At 47.0% G+C, this 17,197-nt stretch carries 17 protein-coding genes and 1 tRNA gene; all 18 read left to right on the forward strand.

The genetic code is table 11. The features are described 5' to 3' along the window. Positions 1 to 109: 109 nt before the first annotated feature. The 18 genes from dnaJ to HUT38_02930 all read left to right on the forward strand — a co-directional run bounded on the left by dnaJ (position 110) and on the right by HUT38_02930 (position 17,157). The gene (dnaJ, locus tag HUT38_02845) at positions 110 to 1,201 is read left to right on the forward strand and encodes a molecular chaperone DnaJ (GenBank protein ID NUQ57396.1); all 1,092 of its coding nucleotides are present in this window, start codon (positions 110 to 112) and stop codon (positions 1,199 to 1,201) included. 70 nt (positions 1,202 to 1,271) lie between these two features. Beyond that, complete coding sequence (greA, locus tag HUT38_02850; GenBank protein NUQ57397.1) at positions 1,272 to 1,733, forward strand: transcription elongation factor GreA; 462 nt, start codon at positions 1,272 to 1,274, stop codon at positions 1,731 to 1,733. Then, positions 1,730 to 3,196, forward strand: a complete 1,467-nt coding sequence (gene lysS, locus HUT38_02855; GenBank protein ID NUQ57398.1) for a lysine--tRNA ligase — start codon at positions 1,730 to 1,732, stop codon at positions 3,194 to 3,196. The genes greA and lysS overlap by 4 nt, the downstream gene beginning before the upstream one ends. Positions 3,197 to 3,323: 127 nt before the next feature. Beyond that, on the forward strand, positions 3,324 to 3,758 hold the full coding sequence (gene mraZ, locus HUT38_02860) for a division/cell wall cluster transcriptional repressor MraZ (protein ID NUQ57399.1): 435 nt from the start codon (positions 3,324 to 3,326) through the stop codon (positions 3,756 to 3,758). Next, positions 3,754 to 4,659: a 16S rRNA (cytosine(1402)-N(4))-methyltransferase RsmH gene (gene rsmH / locus HUT38_02865; protein ID NUQ57400.1), complete on the forward strand. Its 906-nt coding sequence runs from the start codon at positions 3,754 to 3,756 to the stop codon at positions 4,657 to 4,659. The genes mraZ and rsmH overlap by 5 nt, the downstream gene beginning before the upstream one ends. Continuing rightward, complete coding sequence (locus HUT38_02870; GenBank protein ID NUQ57401.1) at positions 4,656 to 4,979, forward strand: hypothetical protein; 324 nt, start codon at positions 4,656 to 4,658, stop codon at positions 4,977 to 4,979. The genes rsmH and HUT38_02870 overlap by 4 nt, the downstream gene beginning before the upstream one ends. A gap of 33 nt (positions 4,980 to 5,012) precedes the next feature. Further along, entirely contained in the window at positions 5,013 to 6,719 is a 1,707-nt protein-coding gene (locus HUT38_02875; GenBank protein NUQ57402.1) for a penicillin-binding protein 2, read from the forward strand. 37 nt (positions 6,720 to 6,756) lie between these two features. Next, positions 6,757 to 8,040 carry a UDP-N-acetylmuramoyl-tripeptide--D-alanyl-D-alanine ligase gene (locus HUT38_02880; GenBank protein ID NUQ57403.1) on the forward strand — a complete coding sequence of 428 codons (1,284 nt, stop codon included), beginning with the start codon at positions 6,757 to 6,759 and terminating at the stop codon, positions 8,038 to 8,040. Between the two features lie 105 nt (positions 8,041 to 8,145). Further along, positions 8,146 to 9,102, forward strand: coding sequence for a hypothetical protein (locus tag HUT38_02885; GenBank protein ID NUQ57404.1), 957 nt, complete (start codon positions 8,146 to 8,148; stop codon positions 9,100 to 9,102). Between the two features lie 93 nt (positions 9,103 to 9,195). Then, positions 9,196 to 9,270: transfer RNA gene (locus tag HUT38_02890), tRNA-Glu, on the forward strand. A gap of 212 nt (positions 9,271 to 9,482) precedes the next feature. Further along, entirely contained in the window at positions 9,483 to 10,112 is a 630-nt protein-coding gene (locus HUT38_02895; protein NUQ57405.1) for a DUF3800 domain-containing protein, read from the forward strand. A 168-nt stretch (positions 10,113 to 10,280) separates the two neighbouring features. Further along, positions 10,281 to 11,012, forward strand: coding sequence for a segregation/condensation protein A (locus HUT38_02900; GenBank protein ID NUQ57406.1), 732 nt, complete (start codon positions 10,281 to 10,283; stop codon positions 11,010 to 11,012). Next, positions 11,002 to 11,562 (forward strand): SMC-Scp complex subunit ScpB, encoded by a 561-nt coding sequence (locus tag HUT38_02905; GenBank protein ID NUQ57407.1) that lies wholly within the window; start codon positions 11,002 to 11,004, stop codon positions 11,560 to 11,562. Before HUT38_02900 ends, HUT38_02905 begins: the two co-directional genes overlap by 11 nt. A 129-nt stretch (positions 11,563 to 11,691) precedes the next feature. Next, positions 11,692 to 12,750 carry a hypothetical protein gene (locus HUT38_02910; GenBank protein NUQ57408.1) on the forward strand — a complete coding sequence of 353 codons (1,059 nt, stop codon included), beginning with the start codon at positions 11,692 to 11,694 and terminating at the stop codon, positions 12,748 to 12,750. A 23-nt stretch (positions 12,751 to 12,773) separates the two neighbouring features. Then, positions 12,774 to 14,342, forward strand: a complete 1,569-nt coding sequence (locus HUT38_02915; protein ID NUQ57409.1) for an amidohydrolase family protein — start codon at positions 12,774 to 12,776, stop codon at positions 14,340 to 14,342. Continuing rightward, entirely contained in the window at positions 14,339 to 15,442 is a 1,104-nt protein-coding gene (locus tag HUT38_02920; GenBank protein ID NUQ57410.1) for a cell division protein FtsW, read from the forward strand. The genes HUT38_02915 and HUT38_02920 overlap by 4 nt, the downstream gene beginning before the upstream one ends. Before the next feature lie 61 nt (positions 15,443 to 15,503). Beyond that, a complete protein-coding gene (murG, locus tag HUT38_02925; protein NUQ57411.1) occupies positions 15,504 to 16,631 on the forward strand; it encodes an undecaprenyldiphospho-muramoylpentapeptide beta-N-acetylglucosaminyltransferase in 1,128 nt (375 codons plus the stop codon). 43 nt (positions 16,632 to 16,674) lie between these two features. Next, entirely contained in the window at positions 16,675 to 17,157 is a 483-nt protein-coding gene (locus tag HUT38_02930; GenBank protein ID NUQ57412.1) for a hypothetical protein, read from the forward strand. Positions 17,158 to 17,197 lie beyond the last annotated feature (40 nt).

The raw sequence follows: 17,197 nt of genomic DNA on the forward strand, positions 1-17,197 counted from the left end.
GCGGACTTTGAGGAAAAGAAGTAAAATCAGGCTTTAGGAATTAGCTTGTAGCTTTTTAGGAAATTCTAAAATTTCTACAACCTAATTTCTACAACCTACAACCTAATTTATGAAGGATTATTACGAACTACTTGGCGTTTCCAGGAACGCCTCAAAAGAAGACATCAAAAAAGCTTACCGCAAGCTGGCTCATAAATATCATCCGGACAACAAAACCTCCGGCGACGAAAAAAAATTCAAAGAAGTCAGCGAAGCGTATCAGATATTGCAGGACGACCAGAAAAGGGCGGACTATGACACTTACGGCAGGACTTTTGACGGCGGGGCCGGCGGTTACGGCTTCGGCGGTCAGGGCTTTGACTTCGGCGGATTTTCCGGCATGGGCGGGCGCGATTTCGGTTTTGATTTCGGAGATATTTTTGAAAGTTTTTTCGGCGGACAAACGGGCGCCAGGAGGGCGAGGACGAAAAGAGGCGCGGATATCGCCGTTGATCTGGGAATTTCTTTTGAAGAGGCGGTGTTTGGTGTCGAGAGGAAAATAGTCCTATCTAAAACATCCGTCTGCGCTTCATGCAAAGGTTCCGGCGCTGAAGAAGGATATGAGCTGGAGAAATGCCAGGCCTGCCAGGGCGCCGGACGAGTGCACGAATCCCGAAGAACTATTTTCGGCAATATTTCCTCTATGAAGGAGTGTGCCAAATGCGGCGGACGCGGAAGCGTGCCCTCCAAAAAATGTTCGGTCTGCGGCGGCAGGGGTGTCGTTAAAAAAAGCGAAGAAATCACGGTGAAGATTCCGGCGGGAATCAGAGAAGGCGAGGTGATAAACATGCCGATGATGGGCGAGGCGGTTTCCGGCGGTTCTCCGGGTGATTTGTACGTTAAGATAAACGTCGGGAAACACCCGGTTTTCCGCCGCGACGGAAGCAATCTGACGATGGATATGGAAATAAGAATTTCCGAGTCGTTGCTCGGGGCGGAAAAAGAAATTGCCACTCTGGACGGCGCCATCAGCGTCAAAATTCCGGCGGGAATAGATTCGGGGGAAATTTTAAGGGTCCGGGGCAAGGGCGTGCCGTTCGGACAGTCTGCCGGCTCTCGGGGCAGGGGCGACTTAATGATAAGAATTCTGGTGAAAACGCCGAAAAAAATCTCCCGCAAAGCTAAGGAGATTATTGAGGAGCTGAAGAAAGAGGGGTTGTAACCACTTGGACATCCGATGTCTTAACTTCTTATCAGTTTTAATAAATCTCGCTTCGTGATATATTATCCTTATGAACAGTGAATATTTGAGCAAAGAAGGTTTGGAAAAAATTGAAAAGGAGCTGGAGATTTTAAAAACGGATAAAAGAAAAGAAGTGGCCGAACGGCTGAAGTTCGCCAAAAGCCTCGGCGACTTGTCGGAGAACGCCGAATATAAAGAATCGCTGGAGGCGCAATCTCTGCTTGAAGACAGAATCGCCAAGCTGGAAGATATTATCAAAAGAGCCGTTATTGTGGAGAAATCTTCCGGTTCAACCGTCCAGCTCGGCACAACCGTGGTTTTGAAAAAGCTGCCTTCGGGCGGCGAGAAAAAATACGTCGTCGTCGGCCAGGAGGAAGCTGACATCGCCGCCGGAAAAATTTCCCACAAAAGCCCTTTGGGCGCCGCGATTATCGGGAAGAAAAAAGGAGACAAAATAAAAGTCGTCACCCCGGGCGGGACGGCGGAATATTCTTTGGAAGAAATATCATGAGCACTTTTGAGGAAATAAGAGGGGAGAGACTGAAAAAATTAAATAATCTTAAAGAAAAGGGAATAAATCCTTATCCTGTTTCCGTTTCCAAGGATTTTGAGATAAAAGACATTTTGGGCGATTTTGACCGGCTTGCGGCAGAGGGCAAAGAAATCAAGACGGCCGGACGGATTATGGCCATAAGGGCGCACGGCGGTTCGGTTTTTTTTGATTTGCAGGACGGAGGGGGTAAAATCCAGGCCTACATAAAAAAGGACGAGATCGGCGAGCCGCTGTTTAATCTTTTTTTTGAAAACGCGGACATCGGAGATTTTGTTGAAGTCGCGGGCGCCGCTTTTTTGACCAAAAAACAGGAAAAAAGCGTCAAAGTTTCCGCCTGGGAAATGGCGGCCAAGAGCCTGCGGCCCTTGCCGGAAAAATGGCACGGCCTTTCCGACACGGAAGAAAGATTCAGGAGAAGGTATCTGGACTTGCTGATGAACGAAGACGTGAGAAAAAGATTTTTGCTGCGGTCAAAAGTTGTCGGGGAGATAAGAAAATATTTGAACGAAAAAGGCTTTCTGGAAGCGGAGACGCCCGTTTTGCAGACTTTGGCCGGAGGGGCGACGGCGGAGCCGTTTAAGACTCACCACAACGCCTTGGATATTGATTTATATCTGCGCATAGCGCCGGAACTTTACCTGAAGCGGCTGTTGGTCGGCGGATTCGCCAAGGTTTACGAACTTTCCCGCAACTTTAGAAACGAGGGCATAGACGCCACCCACAATCCAGAGTTTACGATGCTGGAGGTTTACGAGGCCTACCGCGACGCGGATTACCTGATGAACTTTACGGAAGAGTTTTTGAAGAATATCGTTAAAAATTCTATCGGAGAGAGCGAGGTAAAATTCGGAGAAAACACAATTTCTTTTTCCGGCAAATTCGCGCGGGTGAAGTATTTTGACCTGTTCAAAGAGATGGCGGAGATGAAAAACGTCGAGACGGCTTCCAGGGAGGACTACGCCAAAAAAGCGGAACAGCTCGGGATAAAAGTGGAAAGTTTTGAGACAAAAGAAAAAGTAATGGACAATATTTACAAAAAAGTATGCCGTCCCAAGCTCATCCAGCCAGTGTTCATTACCGACTATCCGGCGGGCGCTTCGCCTTTGGCCAAGAGGAAGGAAAACAACCCCGATTTGATAGACCGCTTCCAGTTGGTTGTCGGAGGGTACGAAATCGTCAACGCCTTTTCCGAGTTAAATGATCCGATAGATCAAAAAGAGAGATTTAAAGAACAGGATAAGGCGAAAGAACGGGGCGATAAAGAAGTTTCCCCTAGTGACGAAGATTATCTGGAGGCGATGGAGTACGGCATGCCTCCGGCGGCCGGTTTGGGCCTCGGCGTGGACCGTTTGATAATGATTTTTACCGACGCGCACAATATCAAAGAAGTGATATTGTTCCCAACCATGCGGCCGAAGTAATCTTCTTTAGACCAATTTTCTTAAAGGTGTGGAGTTATCCACACCTTTTTATTTGCGTATATATTGCAAAGTGGTGTATAGTATTATCATTGTGGGTGAAAGTGGGTAGTTCTGTGGATAACTTTATATGCTCATAGGCGAATACAGGCACAACATAGACGCCAAAAAAAGAGTGGCGGTTCCCGCCAAGTTCCGGAGAGAGATAGGGGAAAAGGCGGTAATTACCAGGGGACAGGAGAAGTGCCTTCTGCTTTATCCTGTCAGCGAATGGGAGAAGGTGGCGGAAAGGCTTAGCCAGCTTCCGACAGGCTCCGCCGACAACAGAAATTTTTTGAGAGTGTTGCTTTCGGGAGCGGCGGAAGTGGAAATAGACGCCTTGGGCAGAATACTTATCCCGGATTATCTTAAAGAGTTTGCCGAGTTAAGCGAAAAAGTAGTCATCGCCGGTTTATACAAGAAGCTGGAAATCTGGAACGAGAAGAACTGGGACGAACACAAAGCGAGGATAGAAAATCAGGCCGACGCTTTGGCGGAAAAACTGGGCGAACTTGGAGTCTATTGAGATGCACATTCCTGTACTTTTGAATGAAACAATATCGGGCTTGAACCTTAAGCCGGGAGCCGTGGCCGTGGACGCCACCATCAACGGCGGCGGCCACTCTTCAAAGATATTGGAGGCGATAGGGGAGAACGGCGTACTGCTCGGCATAGACCGGGACGAGAAAGTTCTTGAAGAGTTGAAAAGAAAAACTTCCGGCGAACGACTCTGGCAGAACGCCAAACTGGCCGTAGGAAACTTCCGCGAGTTGGACGGACTGATGGACTCTTTTGGAATCGCCAAGGCGGATGCGTTTCTGTTTGACCTCGGGATGAGCTCCGTCCAGATAGACGAATCCGGCCGCGGTTTTTCTTTCCAAAAAGACGAGCCGCTTTTAATGACTATGAAGTCCAACCCCGAGCACGGAGACTTAACGGCAAGGGAAATCGTCAACGATTGGAGAGAGGAAGAACTGGAGAACATCATCAGGACTTACGGGGAGGAAAGGTTCAGCCGCCGGATAGCCGCGAACATCGTACGCCGTAGGGAAATCAAGCCGATAGAAACGACGCTGGAGCTGGTTGACGTAATCAGGGAAAGCGTTCCCGGTTTTTACCGGAGAGGTCGCGTAAATTGCGCCACCAGAACTTTCCAGGCCTTAAGGATTGCCGTCAACGACGAGTTGAACGCCGCCAAAGAAGGGCTGGAAAAAGCCTGGGATAGGCTGAACATCGGCGGCAGAGCGGCGGCCATATCGTTTCATTCTTTGGAGGACAGGATAGTTAAAAACTTTTTTAAAGAAAAAGCCTTGCTCGGAGAAGGCGCGCTCATCGACAAAAAACCAATAACGGCAAGCGAGGAAGAAAGATTGAGCAATCCCAGATCAAGGAGCGCCAAACTAAGAATCATAGAAAAAATAAAATGACACAAGCAATAAAAAATTTATCGCGAACATCGCGGCAGGACGGCGCCAAACCGGCCGCTTTCAAATTTCTCATAGCGGCTGTTTTCGTAATGGTCGCGCTCTACACTTATCTGCTCGGCTCGTTGGTTTCTTCGGCCGTTGAGGAGAAGAAAGCTTTGGCCGAAATTGCCGAGACGGAAAAGCAAAAAATAGAATTGGAGGAAAAATATCTGGAAATTTCCGGCGCGCTGGACATGGACTACGCCGAGGAGCTCGGTTTTGCCGACAAAACCGGGGAAATGGCTTACGCCTCGCGATTTGAGTCATTGGCTTCGCGCTAGGGCCGAGGCCGTTTATAATTCGCACTAACCGGAATGAAAGGAAATTTTAAGGCGAGAGCCGGGTTTGTTTATTTTTTGTTTCTTTGCGTGGCGGTTATCATTTCCGGCCGCCTGTTTTTTGTCCAAATAATCAACGGTGAATATTACGACGGACTTGCCAAAAAACAATACAACGCGTCGGGCCGCAACTTCAACCGCGGCTCAATATACTTCAGCGACAAAGACGGAAGTCTGATGTCGGCCGCCGCCGTCAAAGAAGACTACCAGCTGGTTGTTTATCCGAAAAGAATAACCGACGCCGGAAAAGCTTACTCCGGCCTTTCCGCCGTTTTTGAAATCGGGCAAAAAGATTTTATGGCTCAAGCGTCGGCGGAAGACGCGGGCAGAAAAGTCATGGCGAAAAAATTAAGCGAAGAACAGGCGGACGAAATAAACAGGCTGAAGATAACCGGAGTGGCGGCGGAGCCGGACACCTACCGATATTATCCGGCGGAAAATCTGGCTTCGCACGCGCTGGGATTCGTCGGGTACGACGGCGACAAACTTGTCGGCCGCTACGGGCTGGAGGCTCGCTACGACGATTTACTCAATAGGGACGGCGGCGGAAATGGCTTCGCCAATTCGTTCACCCAGATTTTTTCCGACGTGAAAAGACTCATCGCCGGCAACCTCGGAAACGGAGACATTGTCACTACGATGGAGCCGATGGCGCAGTCCGCGCTGGAAAAGAGTTTAGAAAAAGCAATAAAGAAACATAAAGGGGAGATTGCCGGAGGAATCATACTTGATCCGAAAACGGGAGAGATAATCGCCATGGCGGCCAAGCCGGACTTTGACCCGAACAATTATTCCAAGGTCAAAGATTTTTCCGTTTTCATGAATCCGAACGTGGAAAGCGTGTTTGAGATGGGTTCCATAATGAAACCGCTGACAATCGCGGCGGCCATAGACAGCGGCAGTATCACCGCTTCCACCACTTACGAAGACAAGGGCTTTGTTGACTTTAAAAACGCCAGGATAAAAAATTACGACGGCAAAGCCAGGGGGTTCGTCAATATGCAGAAAGTTCTGGACGATTCGCTCAACACCGGCGCGGTGTTTGCCATGCAGAAAACCGGCAAGGAGAAATTTCTCCGCTATTTGCTGGACTTCGGCTTGTCGGAAAAAACCGGCGTGGATTTGCCGAGGGAAGTTTCCGGCAAGCTTTCCAATCTGATAAACGGCAAAAATGACATAGAATATGCCACGGCCTCCTTCGGCCAGGGAATCGCCGTCACCCCTTTGGAGATAACCGTCGCGTTATCCAGCCTGGCTAATGGCGGCGTTATTATGAAACCGTATATCGTCAAAGAAGAAATAGTCAATGGTTTAAAAAACAGAGAGAATGCGCCAACGGAATCGAGGCAACCGATTAAAAAAGAAACCGCCGAAGAGATAACCAAAATGCTGGTGAATGTGGTTGACAAAGCGTTGCTGCAAGGACAATATAAGCTGGATCGTTACAGCGTGGCGGCCAAAACCGGTACGGCCCAGATAGCTTCCTCCGGAGGCGGTTATTTGGAGGAGGAATATCTGCACACATTCTTCGGGTATGCTCCGGCTTATAACCCGAAGTTTCTGGCATTTATTTACATACTCAAACCGCAGGGCGTAAAATACGCGGCGCACTCCCTTACGGAACCGTTTATGGACATTACCAAGTTTTTGCTCAATTATTACGAGGTTCCGCCGGATAGGTAAAAGAAAGTCAAAATTCAAAACGCAAAAGTCAAAACTGATGATTAAAAAAATTCTTAAAAAAATAATAACATCAATACTGAGAAAAGAAGCGAAAGCAATTCTTAAAAAATTCAATCCTAAAATAGTGGCCGTCACCGGAACGGTCGGCAAAACTTCCACTAAAGAGGCGGTAGCTTTAGCGTTGGAAAGCAGTTTCAACGTCGGCAAGAGCGCCAAGAGCTATAACAGCGAGATAGGCTTGCCGCTGGCGATAATCGGCGCCAAAAGCGGCTGGAACAGCTTGCTTTCCTGGATAAAGGTGATGGCGAAGGGCGCGGGAGTGATTTTGTTCGCAAGAAAATATCCAGAAATTCTGGCGCTGGAGATGGGTGTTGACCGGCCCAAAGACATGGAACATGCCGTTTCGTGGGTGAGACCGGACGTGGCCGTTGTCACCGCCGTGGGCGACGCGCCGGTGCACGTGGAATATTTCCAGGACGCCAAAGAACTGATTAAGGAGAAACTGAAATTGGCCTTGGCGACAAAAGAAAATGGCACGGTGATTTTAAACGCCGACGACGAAACACTGGCCTCTTTTTCCGGAAAAATGAAAAACAAAACCAAAACGTTGACCTTTGGATTTTCTCCAGAAGCGGACATTAGAGCCTCCAATTATAAAATGACTTTTGAAGGGGTTACTTTTAAAATTGAATCGGAGGGAAGCATTATCCCGGCGAGGCTGAACGGGCTGTTCGGGCAGCATAATGTTTACGCGGCGCTGGCGGCGTTTGCCGCGGCCGTTTCTTTGGGCGTTAATCCGGTAAAAGCGGCGGAAGCGGTTTCTAAAATGAAGCCGGTGCCGGGCAGGCTCAATCTTCTGGAAGGAATAAACGGTTCTTATATTTTTGACGACACTTACAACTCTTCACCCTTGGCTTTGGCGGCGGCGCTGGAAGTGATGAGCGAAATAAAAGCCAAAAGGAAAATAGCCGTCTTCGGCCCGATGATGGAGCTGGGGCAATACAGCGAAGAAGAGCACCGCAAGGCCGGCGCTTACGCCTCAAAAAGCGGCATAGACGTAATTTTTATCGTCGGAGAGAAAGCAAAATTCATCGCCGAAGGCGCGCTGGAAAAAGGTTTTGACGCCGGAAAAATTTTTGAGTTTCCAGACTCCGCGGAAGCGGGCGAGGCCTTGAAATGTATTTTGGAGAAAGGGGATTTTGTCCTGGTAAAAGGTTCCCAATCGGCCAGGATGGAAAAAACGGTGGAAAAAATAATGGCCAATCCGGAGCTCAAAGAAGAACTTCTGGTAAGACAGGAAAAAGAGTGGCAGAAACGGTAAAACTTGACATTTTGTTGCTAAATATGCTTAAATAGCCGCAGTAAATCAATTCGCGCGAATTGATTAAATTGTTTGTTAGACCTTTAAAAAAGGAGAGGAGAGTAAATGAAAAAGACCTTTTTCCAGTCTTTTGTCGTTTTTGTTTTGTTTTTAATGTCTGCACAGGTTTTTGCCGATTCAATCGGCTATGTGAGGATAAAATCGGCCGACATCCAGCCGATTGAAGAAAATGTCTATGGGCGAGAAGTTGCGTCGCTCACGAGCCTGGTAATGAAGCCGGTCACTCCGGAAATTGAAAAAAGGCCGGCTATGCTGCAAAATTTATCACTGCAGATAATTGGCATAAGCGCCATGAGCTCGGCTATCAATCAAGTTGTTCTGATTCTGGAGCAATCAAAAGGCGTGGATGATATTGAAGTAGGCAGGATTGTCGGGCGGGGATTTTATTCCGGTTCCGGAAATGATTTTGTGACTTTATATCCTGTTGAGGGATGGAACATAATCCATTTTCGGAAGCGGATAAAAATGACCGTAGCCGCAGTTATGAACAATGATATGGCTACTTACGCGGATATTACGTTGTCCTGCAATGTGACGGGGGCGAGCATTAGTTGGCCCAACGGCACATCGGCGGAAGTTAGAGGTTTCTCGCCGATAATCGGCAACGAAAAAATAATAAAAACCGACGTTGCCATTGGAACAATTAATGAGGTGCAAGCCTCTTCTTTCGGAGCTCTGCAATATGAAGTTCCGGAAGAGTCAAGTGAGGATGTCAGGATTAAAAAATTCTTTATTCCCCGGAAAATAAAAGGATTGAAACTGTTGGTGCAGGGGAGTGATGGAACAGTCCGGGAGTTCAGGTGCAGGAAAAACGCCGAGGTCACAGTTTGTGATTTCGGTGGCGATGGCTTGCTGATTGAAAAAGGCACGAGCGTTATAATTACTGCCAATAGGCAAGGTGTGTTATATACCGGTTACGATCCGATAAATATTTGGTGCGAAGGGTCTGATACCGGTCGCCGTTTTTTTGTAACTCCTCTTTATTTTGGCGGCAAGGGTTAGGACCCGCCGCAACCCCTCGTCGAAGTCCGGTTTCGACGAGGGGATTTGTTTTTTAGCCCTGTTTTGCTATTGTTATATTGGTTTTATTTATCCGGCCCTATCGTCTAGCCCGGTCCAGGACGCATCCCTCTCACGGATGAAACCGGGGTTCGAATCCCCGTAGGGTCAAAAAGCGTAAAAAAAGTGAACTGCTTCACTTTTTTAGCTTTTTGAAAGCGGAGCGATGCCGAGCCAGCAGGCGAGGCCGCGAGCTGGGGTCGCAAGTGCTTACGTATAATTTGAGCGAAGCGAAAAATTATACTTAGCAACTTGTGACCAAAAACAAAAAATTAGTTGTGGCCAAATCCCCATAGGGTCACAAAGTATTAAGAAAAATGGCCATGGCCTACATATTTTTAGACGAAAGCGGGGATTTAGGTTTCAAGAAAAAATCAAGCAAGTGGTTTGTTTTTACTATCGCCATGACGCAAAATGCCCGATCATTAGAACGAGTAACTAAAAAAATATGGCGGCCGTTAAAAAAGAGACACAAACAACTTGGAGAATTGCACGCCTATCATGCCGATAATGTTACGCGCAAGCGGATGCTTTCTGAATTGGCTAAAATTGAAAATTTGAAAGTATCTTGTGTGATTTTAAACAAACAAAAAGTTTATATTGATCTGCAAAATCAAAAAAATTATTTGTATAATTACACGGCAAACATTCTGCTTGATCGACTGTATACGAAAGAAATTTTAAAACCCAAAGAAGCAATCAATCTTTTTGCAGACCGGAAAGATACCAAAAATCATCTTAGAGAAAATTTTATTAATTACCTGACTACTTCAATGAAAAAACGCCGCGATGGAGGATTTTCAGTTGTTTTACACTCATCTCATGAAAACAAATCTCTGCAAGCGGTGGATTTTATTTCTTGGTCGATTTTCAGAAAATACGAAAAAGGTGATTATGAGTTTTATGAAATTATAAAAAATAAAATCGTCGATGAGCGATTATTGTTCCCGTAAAAAAAGAAAGCCCCTTGCTTTGACGGGGCGCCGTTCGGTACCCCAACGCAAGAGGTCTTACTCCTTACTTAAAGCATACCAGTCAGTTGTTATATGTCAATATTTTATTCACAAAAGTAAAAAAATGCAGTCAAGAGCCAAGAATGGTGGGGGAAATAAATATCTTTTATGCACCTAGTCAAAACTCACAACTTTGAAGGGCCGTTCGGGTTGTTGCTTGAATTGATAGAGAAGAAAAAGATGCCGGTGGGCGAAGTTTCGCTGGCCGAAATCGCCTCGCAATATCTGGACGCGGTAAAAAATCTGGCCGAATTTCCGGCGCGCGACGCGGCTTCGTTTTTGGAAACGGCTTCAATTCTGATGCTGATAAAATCACGTTCGCTTCTTCCCACGCTGGAATTGACGGCAGAAGAAGAACAAAGCATCGGCGACTTGGAAAGGCGGCTGGAGCTTTACGAATTTTTACGCGAGTTGATGCCGCATATTACGACCTGTTTTGGAAAAAATCCGATGTTCGGGCGGGATTTTTATCCGACTCTTGAATTTAAAAACGAAATTTCGTCCAATCTTTCTTTATCTGCCGTCGCCGCTTCTATTGCCGCGGTTTTGAACAATCTGCCGGAAAACAGCAAAGAAATTTTACCCGAAGCAAGGGTGGAGAAGGCGATAAAACTAGAAGAAAAAATTACCGAACTGGTACAAAGAGTGCAGGAAAGTTTTAAAATCTGCTTCAGTGATTTTTCCGGAGCGAACTGTCGCGATAAAAACGAGCTGGGTTTATTAAAGATGGAAATAATCGTAAGTTTTCTCGCGCTTCTGGAACTGGCCAAACAAGGGGCCGTGGCCGTGAACCAGGACAATTTATTTGATAAGATAGAAATACAAAAAAATGGGCAATGAACTGGAGAAAAAAATTGAGGCGGTTTTATTTTTGAAAGGCGAACCGGCGAGCGCCAAATGGCTGGCCAAAATTATCGGCGCCACGGAGGAAGATATTTTTGCCGCTTTGGAAAAATTAGCGGTTGATCTTGCGAACAGGGGAGTAAGACTTGTCCGAAACGGCGACACGGCGGCGCTGGCCACGGCGCCGGAACTTTCCGAACTGGCCAAAAAAGTTTCCGGCGAGGAGTTTAATTCCGATTTGAGCAAGGCTGCCCTGGAAACGCTTTCCATAATAATTTACAAAGGACGGGCGACGAGAGAAGAAGTGGATTACATCCGCGGAGTCAATTCTTCCTACATCTTAAGAAATTTGTCGTTAAGGGGTTTGGTGGACAAAGAAAATCAATCCGGCGGAGGAGAGAATACCTCCGGTTTGCGCGTTTCCGTTTATAAACCGTCGATGTTTCTTTTAAGACACCTTGGATTGAACAATCCGCAAGAGCTGCCGGATTACGAAACGGGCAATAAAAAATTGAATGAGTTAAGAGACACCAAGGACTCACCTTAAAATGCATATCAAGGAGAGTCCTTGGTGGTCAGTGTTTTATATGGCTTAACTTAAGTTGTTCACATCATTACATTACGGCCGTTTTTTGGTATGATTAAGCAAAGCGGGGCGCGCCCGCCTACTGCTCCAATGGCTTTAAATATTTTAAAAATTTTCGGTTTGTCGGCTTTTTCGTTCTTGATAGGCATGGCCGTTACGCCGCTTCTGACCCATTATCTTTACAAATACAAAATGTGGAAGAAGTCGGTCAGGACCAAAACTTTTTCCGGCGACGCGGCGGTCATCACCAGCGAGCTGTACAAAGACAAAGACGTCGGCACGCCGCGCATGGGCGGAGTTTTAATCTGGGGCAGCGCCCTTTTAATAACGATTTTGTTTTACGGCCTGTCAAAACTTTCTCCTCTTGAACTCAATCAAAAACTCAATTTCTTAAGCCGCAACCAGACCTGGATTCCCATATTCGGGCTTATCGCCGGTTCTCTGCTCGGCCTGGCTGACGATTTGCTGGTGGTGTTCGGCAAAGGCAAATACAACGGCGGGGGAATCAGTTTCTCCAAGAGGATAGGTATGGTTTTTATTATAGGCTTGGCCGGAGCGCTCTGGTTTTATTATAAACTGGGAATGAGCGGGATTCATATTCCTTTCGTCGGAGAATTCGTTCTTGGTTTGTTTTTTATCCCGTTTTTTATTTTTGTCATGGTGGCGATTTTTACCGGCGGAGTGATAGACGGCCTGGATGGTTTGTCCGGAGGAATTTTTGCCGCCATCTTCGCGGCGTACGGCGGCATTGCTTACTTTCAAAACCAGCTTGATTTGGCCGCTTTTTGCGGAATCATCATGGGCGGGATTCTGGCTTTCCTTTGGTTTAATATTCCGCCGGCCCGATTTTATATGGGAGAAACCGGAATCCTCGGACTGACCACGGCGTTAGTGGCGGTGGCGTTTCTGACGGACACGGTGGTGGTTTTGCCCATCATCGCTTTTCCACTTATTGCCGCGTCCGGCTCTTCCATTATTCAGATATTATCTAAAAGATTTTTCGGTCGGAAAGTTTTTCTGGCCGCTCCCATTCACCATCACTTCCAGGCCAAAGGCTGGCCGGCCTACAAAGTGGTGATGAGATTCTGGATTATAAGCGTAATTTTGGCGATGGCTGGTATGGTGGTGGCTTTGTGGGGCAAAGCGTAGCTAAGTTTAATTTAAAAACGCGCATGTCCAAATACTCGCTGATAATTAAAAACGGCACCGTCTTTGACGGCAAGGGGAACAAACCGGTTCTCGCCGATGTGGGCGTATCGGGCGATGAGATAAAAAAAATAGGCGATTTGCGAAACGAACCGGCGCAAAACATCGTGGACGCTTCCGGTAAATACGTGACACCCGGGTTTATAGACATTACCGGCCATTCCGACACCCATTGGACGCTTTTTTCCTCGCCTTTTCAAAGAAGCCTTATAGCGCAGGGAGTCACCACCGTTTTTGGCGGCAATTGCGGTACCTCGCTGGCCCCGTTTTTGGGCGAATCTTCGGCTAAGGAAATATCAAGATGGGTGGATGTTTCAAAGCTCAACTTCAACTGGCGTTCCATGGGAGAATTTCTAACGGAGATGGAGAAAAGAAGAATTGGAATAAATTTTGGAACGTTCGTTGGTCTTAATACCATAAGAAGAGCGGTGATGGAAGAAAATCAAAGAACGGCCAAAATAAAACTGCTGCTGAAAAATTCTTTAAAGGAAGGCGCTTTTGGCGTAAGCACCAACTTCGGCCTGTCCGAATTAAGCTATATGAACGACTCCGATATCGTCGAAATATTAAAGGCCGCTGAAGGGCAATCAATTTTGGTAAAACATCATCTTGAAGACGAAGGAGAAAACATACTGCCGGCCATATCCAGGCTTATCGGAACGTCCAGGGCCGCCAAATGCGCGCTGCATATCTCTCACTTTAAATCTTTAGGGAGAAGCTCCTGGGACGCGTTTTCCGGCGCGCTCGCGTTTATCAACAACGCCCGAGCAAGCGGCATTAAAATAACTTACGACTTTTTCCCCTACAGCAAAACCGGCTCAAGCTTGCTAATGCTTTTACCGATGTGGTTCAGAAAATACTCTCGGGACGAAGCGCTCTCCATACTTTCTTCTAAAACCGACAAGCGCCGCGATGACCTTAAAAATTCTTTAAAGCGAATGACGCTGCATTACGACAAAATCATCGTAGCCACGGCCGTAGCCGGCATTGAGTGCGCCGGAAAAACGATGGAAAGACTGGCCGTCGACTCCGGTCAAAGCGGAGAGGAGACGATTCTGACTCTTCTGTCCGCCAACGATTTACGGGTGTCCATTTTCAACGAAGTCATAGCCGAGCGAAACGTTGACGCCGTCGCCGCCGACCCGTATTCCGTAATTTCTTCCGACGGAGTGGGCTATGATTTTTCAAAACTGGATTTAAATGATTTGCCGCATCCGAGGTCGTTCGGAGCGTTTCCGAAGTTTCTGGACATGTTCGTAAAAAAGAAAAAAATTCTTTCCTGGGAGCAGGCGCTTTGCAAAATGAGCGGCCAACCGGCGGAAATAGTCGGTCTGAAAGACAGAGGGGCGCTGGAAAACGGCAAAAAGGCGGACATCGTCGTCTTTGACCCGGAAACAGTGGCCGATGAAGCCACTTACGATTATCCTTACAAATATCCGCGGGGCATAAGCGAGGTGTTCGTAAACGGAGAAGCCGTGATAACGGCCGGAAAGTTCACCAATAATCTTTCCGGAAAAGCAATCAAACGCCAATGAAGAAAAAAAACTCAATAGACAAATGGCTTTTTTGGACAGTGTGTGTTTTGCTGGCGGCCGGATTTTTCATCCTAATTTCGGCGTCGCTGGGGATGATGACAAGAACGAGCGGGGCGGAGTTTTCCGACATTGTCAGGCAGCAGGCGTTTTTTGGGTTGGGAATCGGCGGCGTTCTTTTTTTGCTTGCCGTCAAGATGAACTACAAACTGCTGACCAGATTTTCCTTGTTTATTTTCGCGGCGGGGGTGGTGTTGTCTTTTTTGGTTTTTGTTCCCCAGCTAGGTTTCAGTCACGGCGGAGCCAGAAGATGGATAAAATACGGCCCGATATTTTTTCAACCGTCAGAAATATTAAAGTTCGGGCTGGTGATTTATTTTTCCGCTTTAATCAGCTCCAAAAAACATCCCATCGGCGATTTTAAAAAAGGTTTTATTCCGTTTTTAGCGGTGTCGGCCGTCGCTTCTTTGCCAGTTGTTTTGCAAAAGGACGTGGGGACGTTGAGCGTGATGCTGGCGTCTTCTCTCGGCCTTTTTTTTCTCGGAGGAGGGAAGTGGAAGCATTTTTTAATCGCTTTGGCCGTCGTCGCTTTATCTTTAGGTGTTTTGATAAAAACGGAACCGTACCGGATGAGCAGGATGACAGTTTTTCTCAATCCGGAGCACGACCCGCAAGGGGCCGGATACCAATTGAGACAGTCGCTTATCGCCATAGGTTCGGGAGGAGCTTTCGGCAAAGGGTTCGGCATGAGCGCGCAAAAATTCAATTATCTGCCCGAGCCGGTAAACGATTCCATCTTCGCGGTTTTTGCCGAAGAATTCGGTTTTTTGGGCGGTGTATTGCTGATAGGCGCCTTCGCTTTTTTCGCCCAGCGCGGATTTATGGTTTCCGCCGCGGCGCCGGACGACTTTTCTAGACTGCTGGCCGGAGGTATTGTTATAATGATAACGGCGCAAACGTTTATAAACATCGCGGCCATGGTCGGATTGTTTCCGCTTACCGGCGTGCCGCTTGTTTTCGTCAGCAAGGGCGGAACGGCGCTGATGATGGCTTTGGCGGAAGTCGGCGTGCTTTTAAACATCTCAAGATTTAGAAGAAGATAAAATTTTACCCTGTGAAATGTTTCGACATGTCGGAACATTTCACAGGGTTAACAACAAAATTATGAAAGTTTTTTTAACGGGCGGAGGGACGGGAGGGCATTTTTATCCGCTTATAGCGGTGGCCAGAGCGTTAAATCAGGTGGCCGACCAGGAAAAGATAGCCAAAATGGATTTGGTTTTTATGGCCGAGTCGCCTTACGATAAAAACGAGCTTCTGCAAAATGGAATCAGGTTTAAAAAAATATATTCAGGCAAAATAAGGAGATATTTTTCTTTTCTCAATATAATAGACGTGTTAAAACTGGCCCCCGGAACGGCCAAAGCCGTTTTTGAAATGTATTTTGATTTTCCCGATGTTGTTTTTTCCAAAGGCGGCTACGAAAGTTTCCCCGTCGTCTTGGCGGCCAAAATTTTGGGCGTGCCGGTGATAATCCACGAGTCGGACGCCATTCCAGGCAAGGCTAATCTTTGGGCTGGCAAATTCGCCAGAAGAGTGGCTATTTCGTTTCCCAAAGCCGGGGAATATTTTCCGGCCGATAAAACGGCTCTTGTCGGCAACCCCGTCCGGCCGGAGTTTTTTACCAGAAACGAAATGGGGGCTAAAGAGTTCTTCAATCTGGAAAACGGAATAAAAATTGTTTTGGTGATGGGGGGTTCCCAGGGCGCCAAAAACATCAACGACAACTTTATAGACGTTCTGCCGAAAGCTTTAAAGAACTACCAGATAATCCATCAGTGCGGCAAAAACAATTACGAAGAAGTTAAAGGGAGAACGGACGTTATAATGGAAGATTCTCCGCTAAAATCACGATATCATCTTTTTGCTTCTCTTGATTTTGATTCGATGAGAATGGCCTACGGGGCGGCCGATCTGGTGGTTTCCCGCGCCGGAGCTTCTTCTGTTTTTGAAACGGCGGCTTCCGGGCTGCCGGCCATTGTCATACCTTTAAACAGTTCCGCCCAGGACCATCAGCGGGAGAATGCTTACGCTTACGCCAAAAGCGGCGCGGCGACAGTGATAGAAGAAAGAAATCTCAAGCCGCACATACTTTTATCGGAAATAGAGAGGCTGGTGTCAGACCAGCGAAAGATGAAGGAGATGGGCGAGGCGGCCAAATCGTTCGCCCGGGCCGACGCGGCGGAAAAAATCGCCCGGGAGATAATCCGGCTGGGCGTGGAACATAAATAACGCGAAACTTATAATTTTTTTTGATATATAATAAAAGGAAAAAATGAAGACAATTAAAAAAACGGTAAAATTTTTTGATAAGACGGAAGATAAAATTCGTTCAAATTTAAGCCATCATCCGATTATTTACGCCACAATCGGGGCTGTTGGGACTGTTTTACTTTGGCGCGGGGTGTGGATGATGGCGGACGCGCTGTCTTTTTGGAACAAAAATCCGTTTGACAAAAATATGCTAATAGACGGCATTGTTTCCGTCGGCGCCAGTGCTATAATCCTGCTTGGCTCCGGATTGTTTGTCTCCTTTTTTATCGGCGACAGAATAATTCTTTCCGGTCTGAACAAGGAAAAGAAACTGGCGGAGAAAACGGAGGAAGAGATAAAAAAAGAGGTGAGCATAAACATTGCCATCGCCGAAAAGATGGAAAAAATGGAACGCGATTTGGAAGAGATAAAAGAAGCCTTATCCGGCGAACCCGTGGCGGCAAACAACTCAAAAAAAGAAGATAAGGAACAGTATTTGCCTTAAAACTTGGAAGCTTCGCTTCCAAGTTGCGGAACCCTTGCGT

This window comes from Candidatus Paceibacter sp., from assembly GCA_013360865.1.
Lineage (GTDB): Bacteria > Patescibacteriota > Minisyncoccia > UBA9983 > UBA9983 > SURF-57.

Bases quoted from the DNA above. Each gene is read 5' to 3' on its own strand.
- HUT38_02875 (NUQ57402.1), top strand. From the start codon at position 5,013: ATGAAAGGAAATTTTAAGGCGAGAGCCGGGTTTGTTTATTTTTTGTTT.
- murG (NUQ57411.1), top strand. From the start codon at position 15,504: ATGAAAGTTTTTTTAACGGGCGGAGGGACGGGAGGGCATTTTTATCCG.
- HUT38_02870 (NUQ57401.1), top strand. From the start codon at position 4,656: ATGACACAAGCAATAAAAAATTTATCGCGAACATCGCGGCAGGACGGC.
- HUT38_02900 (NUQ57406.1), top strand. From the start codon at position 10,281: ATGCACCTAGTCAAAACTCACAACTTTGAAGGGCCGTTCGGGTTGTTG.
- dnaJ (NUQ57396.1), top strand. From the start codon at position 110: ATGAAGGATTATTACGAACTACTTGGCGTTTCCAGGAACGCCTCAAAA.
- HUT38_02885 (NUQ57404.1), top strand. From the start codon at position 8,146: ATGAAAAAGACCTTTTTCCAGTCTTTTGTCGTTTTTGTTTTGTTTTTA.
- HUT38_02930 (NUQ57412.1), top strand. From the start codon at position 16,675: ATGAAGACAATTAAAAAAACGGTAAAATTTTTTGATAAGACGGAAGAT.
- greA (NUQ57397.1), top strand. From the start codon at position 1,272: ATGAACAGTGAATATTTGAGCAAAGAAGGTTTGGAAAAAATTGAAAAG.
- HUT38_02920 (NUQ57410.1), top strand. From the start codon at position 14,339: ATGAAGAAAAAAAACTCAATAGACAAATGGCTTTTTTGGACAGTGTGT.
- lysS (NUQ57398.1), top strand. From the start codon at position 1,730: ATGAGCACTTTTGAGGAAATAAGAGGGGAGAGACTGAAAAAATTAAAT.
- mraZ (NUQ57399.1), top strand. From the start codon at position 3,324: ATGCTCATAGGCGAATACAGGCACAACATAGACGCCAAAAAAAGAGTG.
- HUT38_02910 (NUQ57408.1), top strand. From the start codon at position 11,692: ATGGCTTTAAATATTTTAAAAATTTTCGGTTTGTCGGCTTTTTCGTTC.
- HUT38_02880 (NUQ57403.1), top strand. From the start codon at position 6,757: ATGATTAAAAAAATTCTTAAAAAAATAATAACATCAATACTGAGAAAA.
- HUT38_02915 (NUQ57409.1), top strand. From the start codon at position 12,774: ATGTCCAAATACTCGCTGATAATTAAAAACGGCACCGTCTTTGACGGC.
- HUT38_02895 (NUQ57405.1), top strand. From the start codon at position 9,483: ATGGCCTACATATTTTTAGACGAAAGCGGGGATTTAGGTTTCAAGAAA.
- HUT38_02905 (NUQ57407.1), top strand. From the start codon at position 11,002: ATGGGCAATGAACTGGAGAAAAAAATTGAGGCGGTTTTATTTTTGAAA.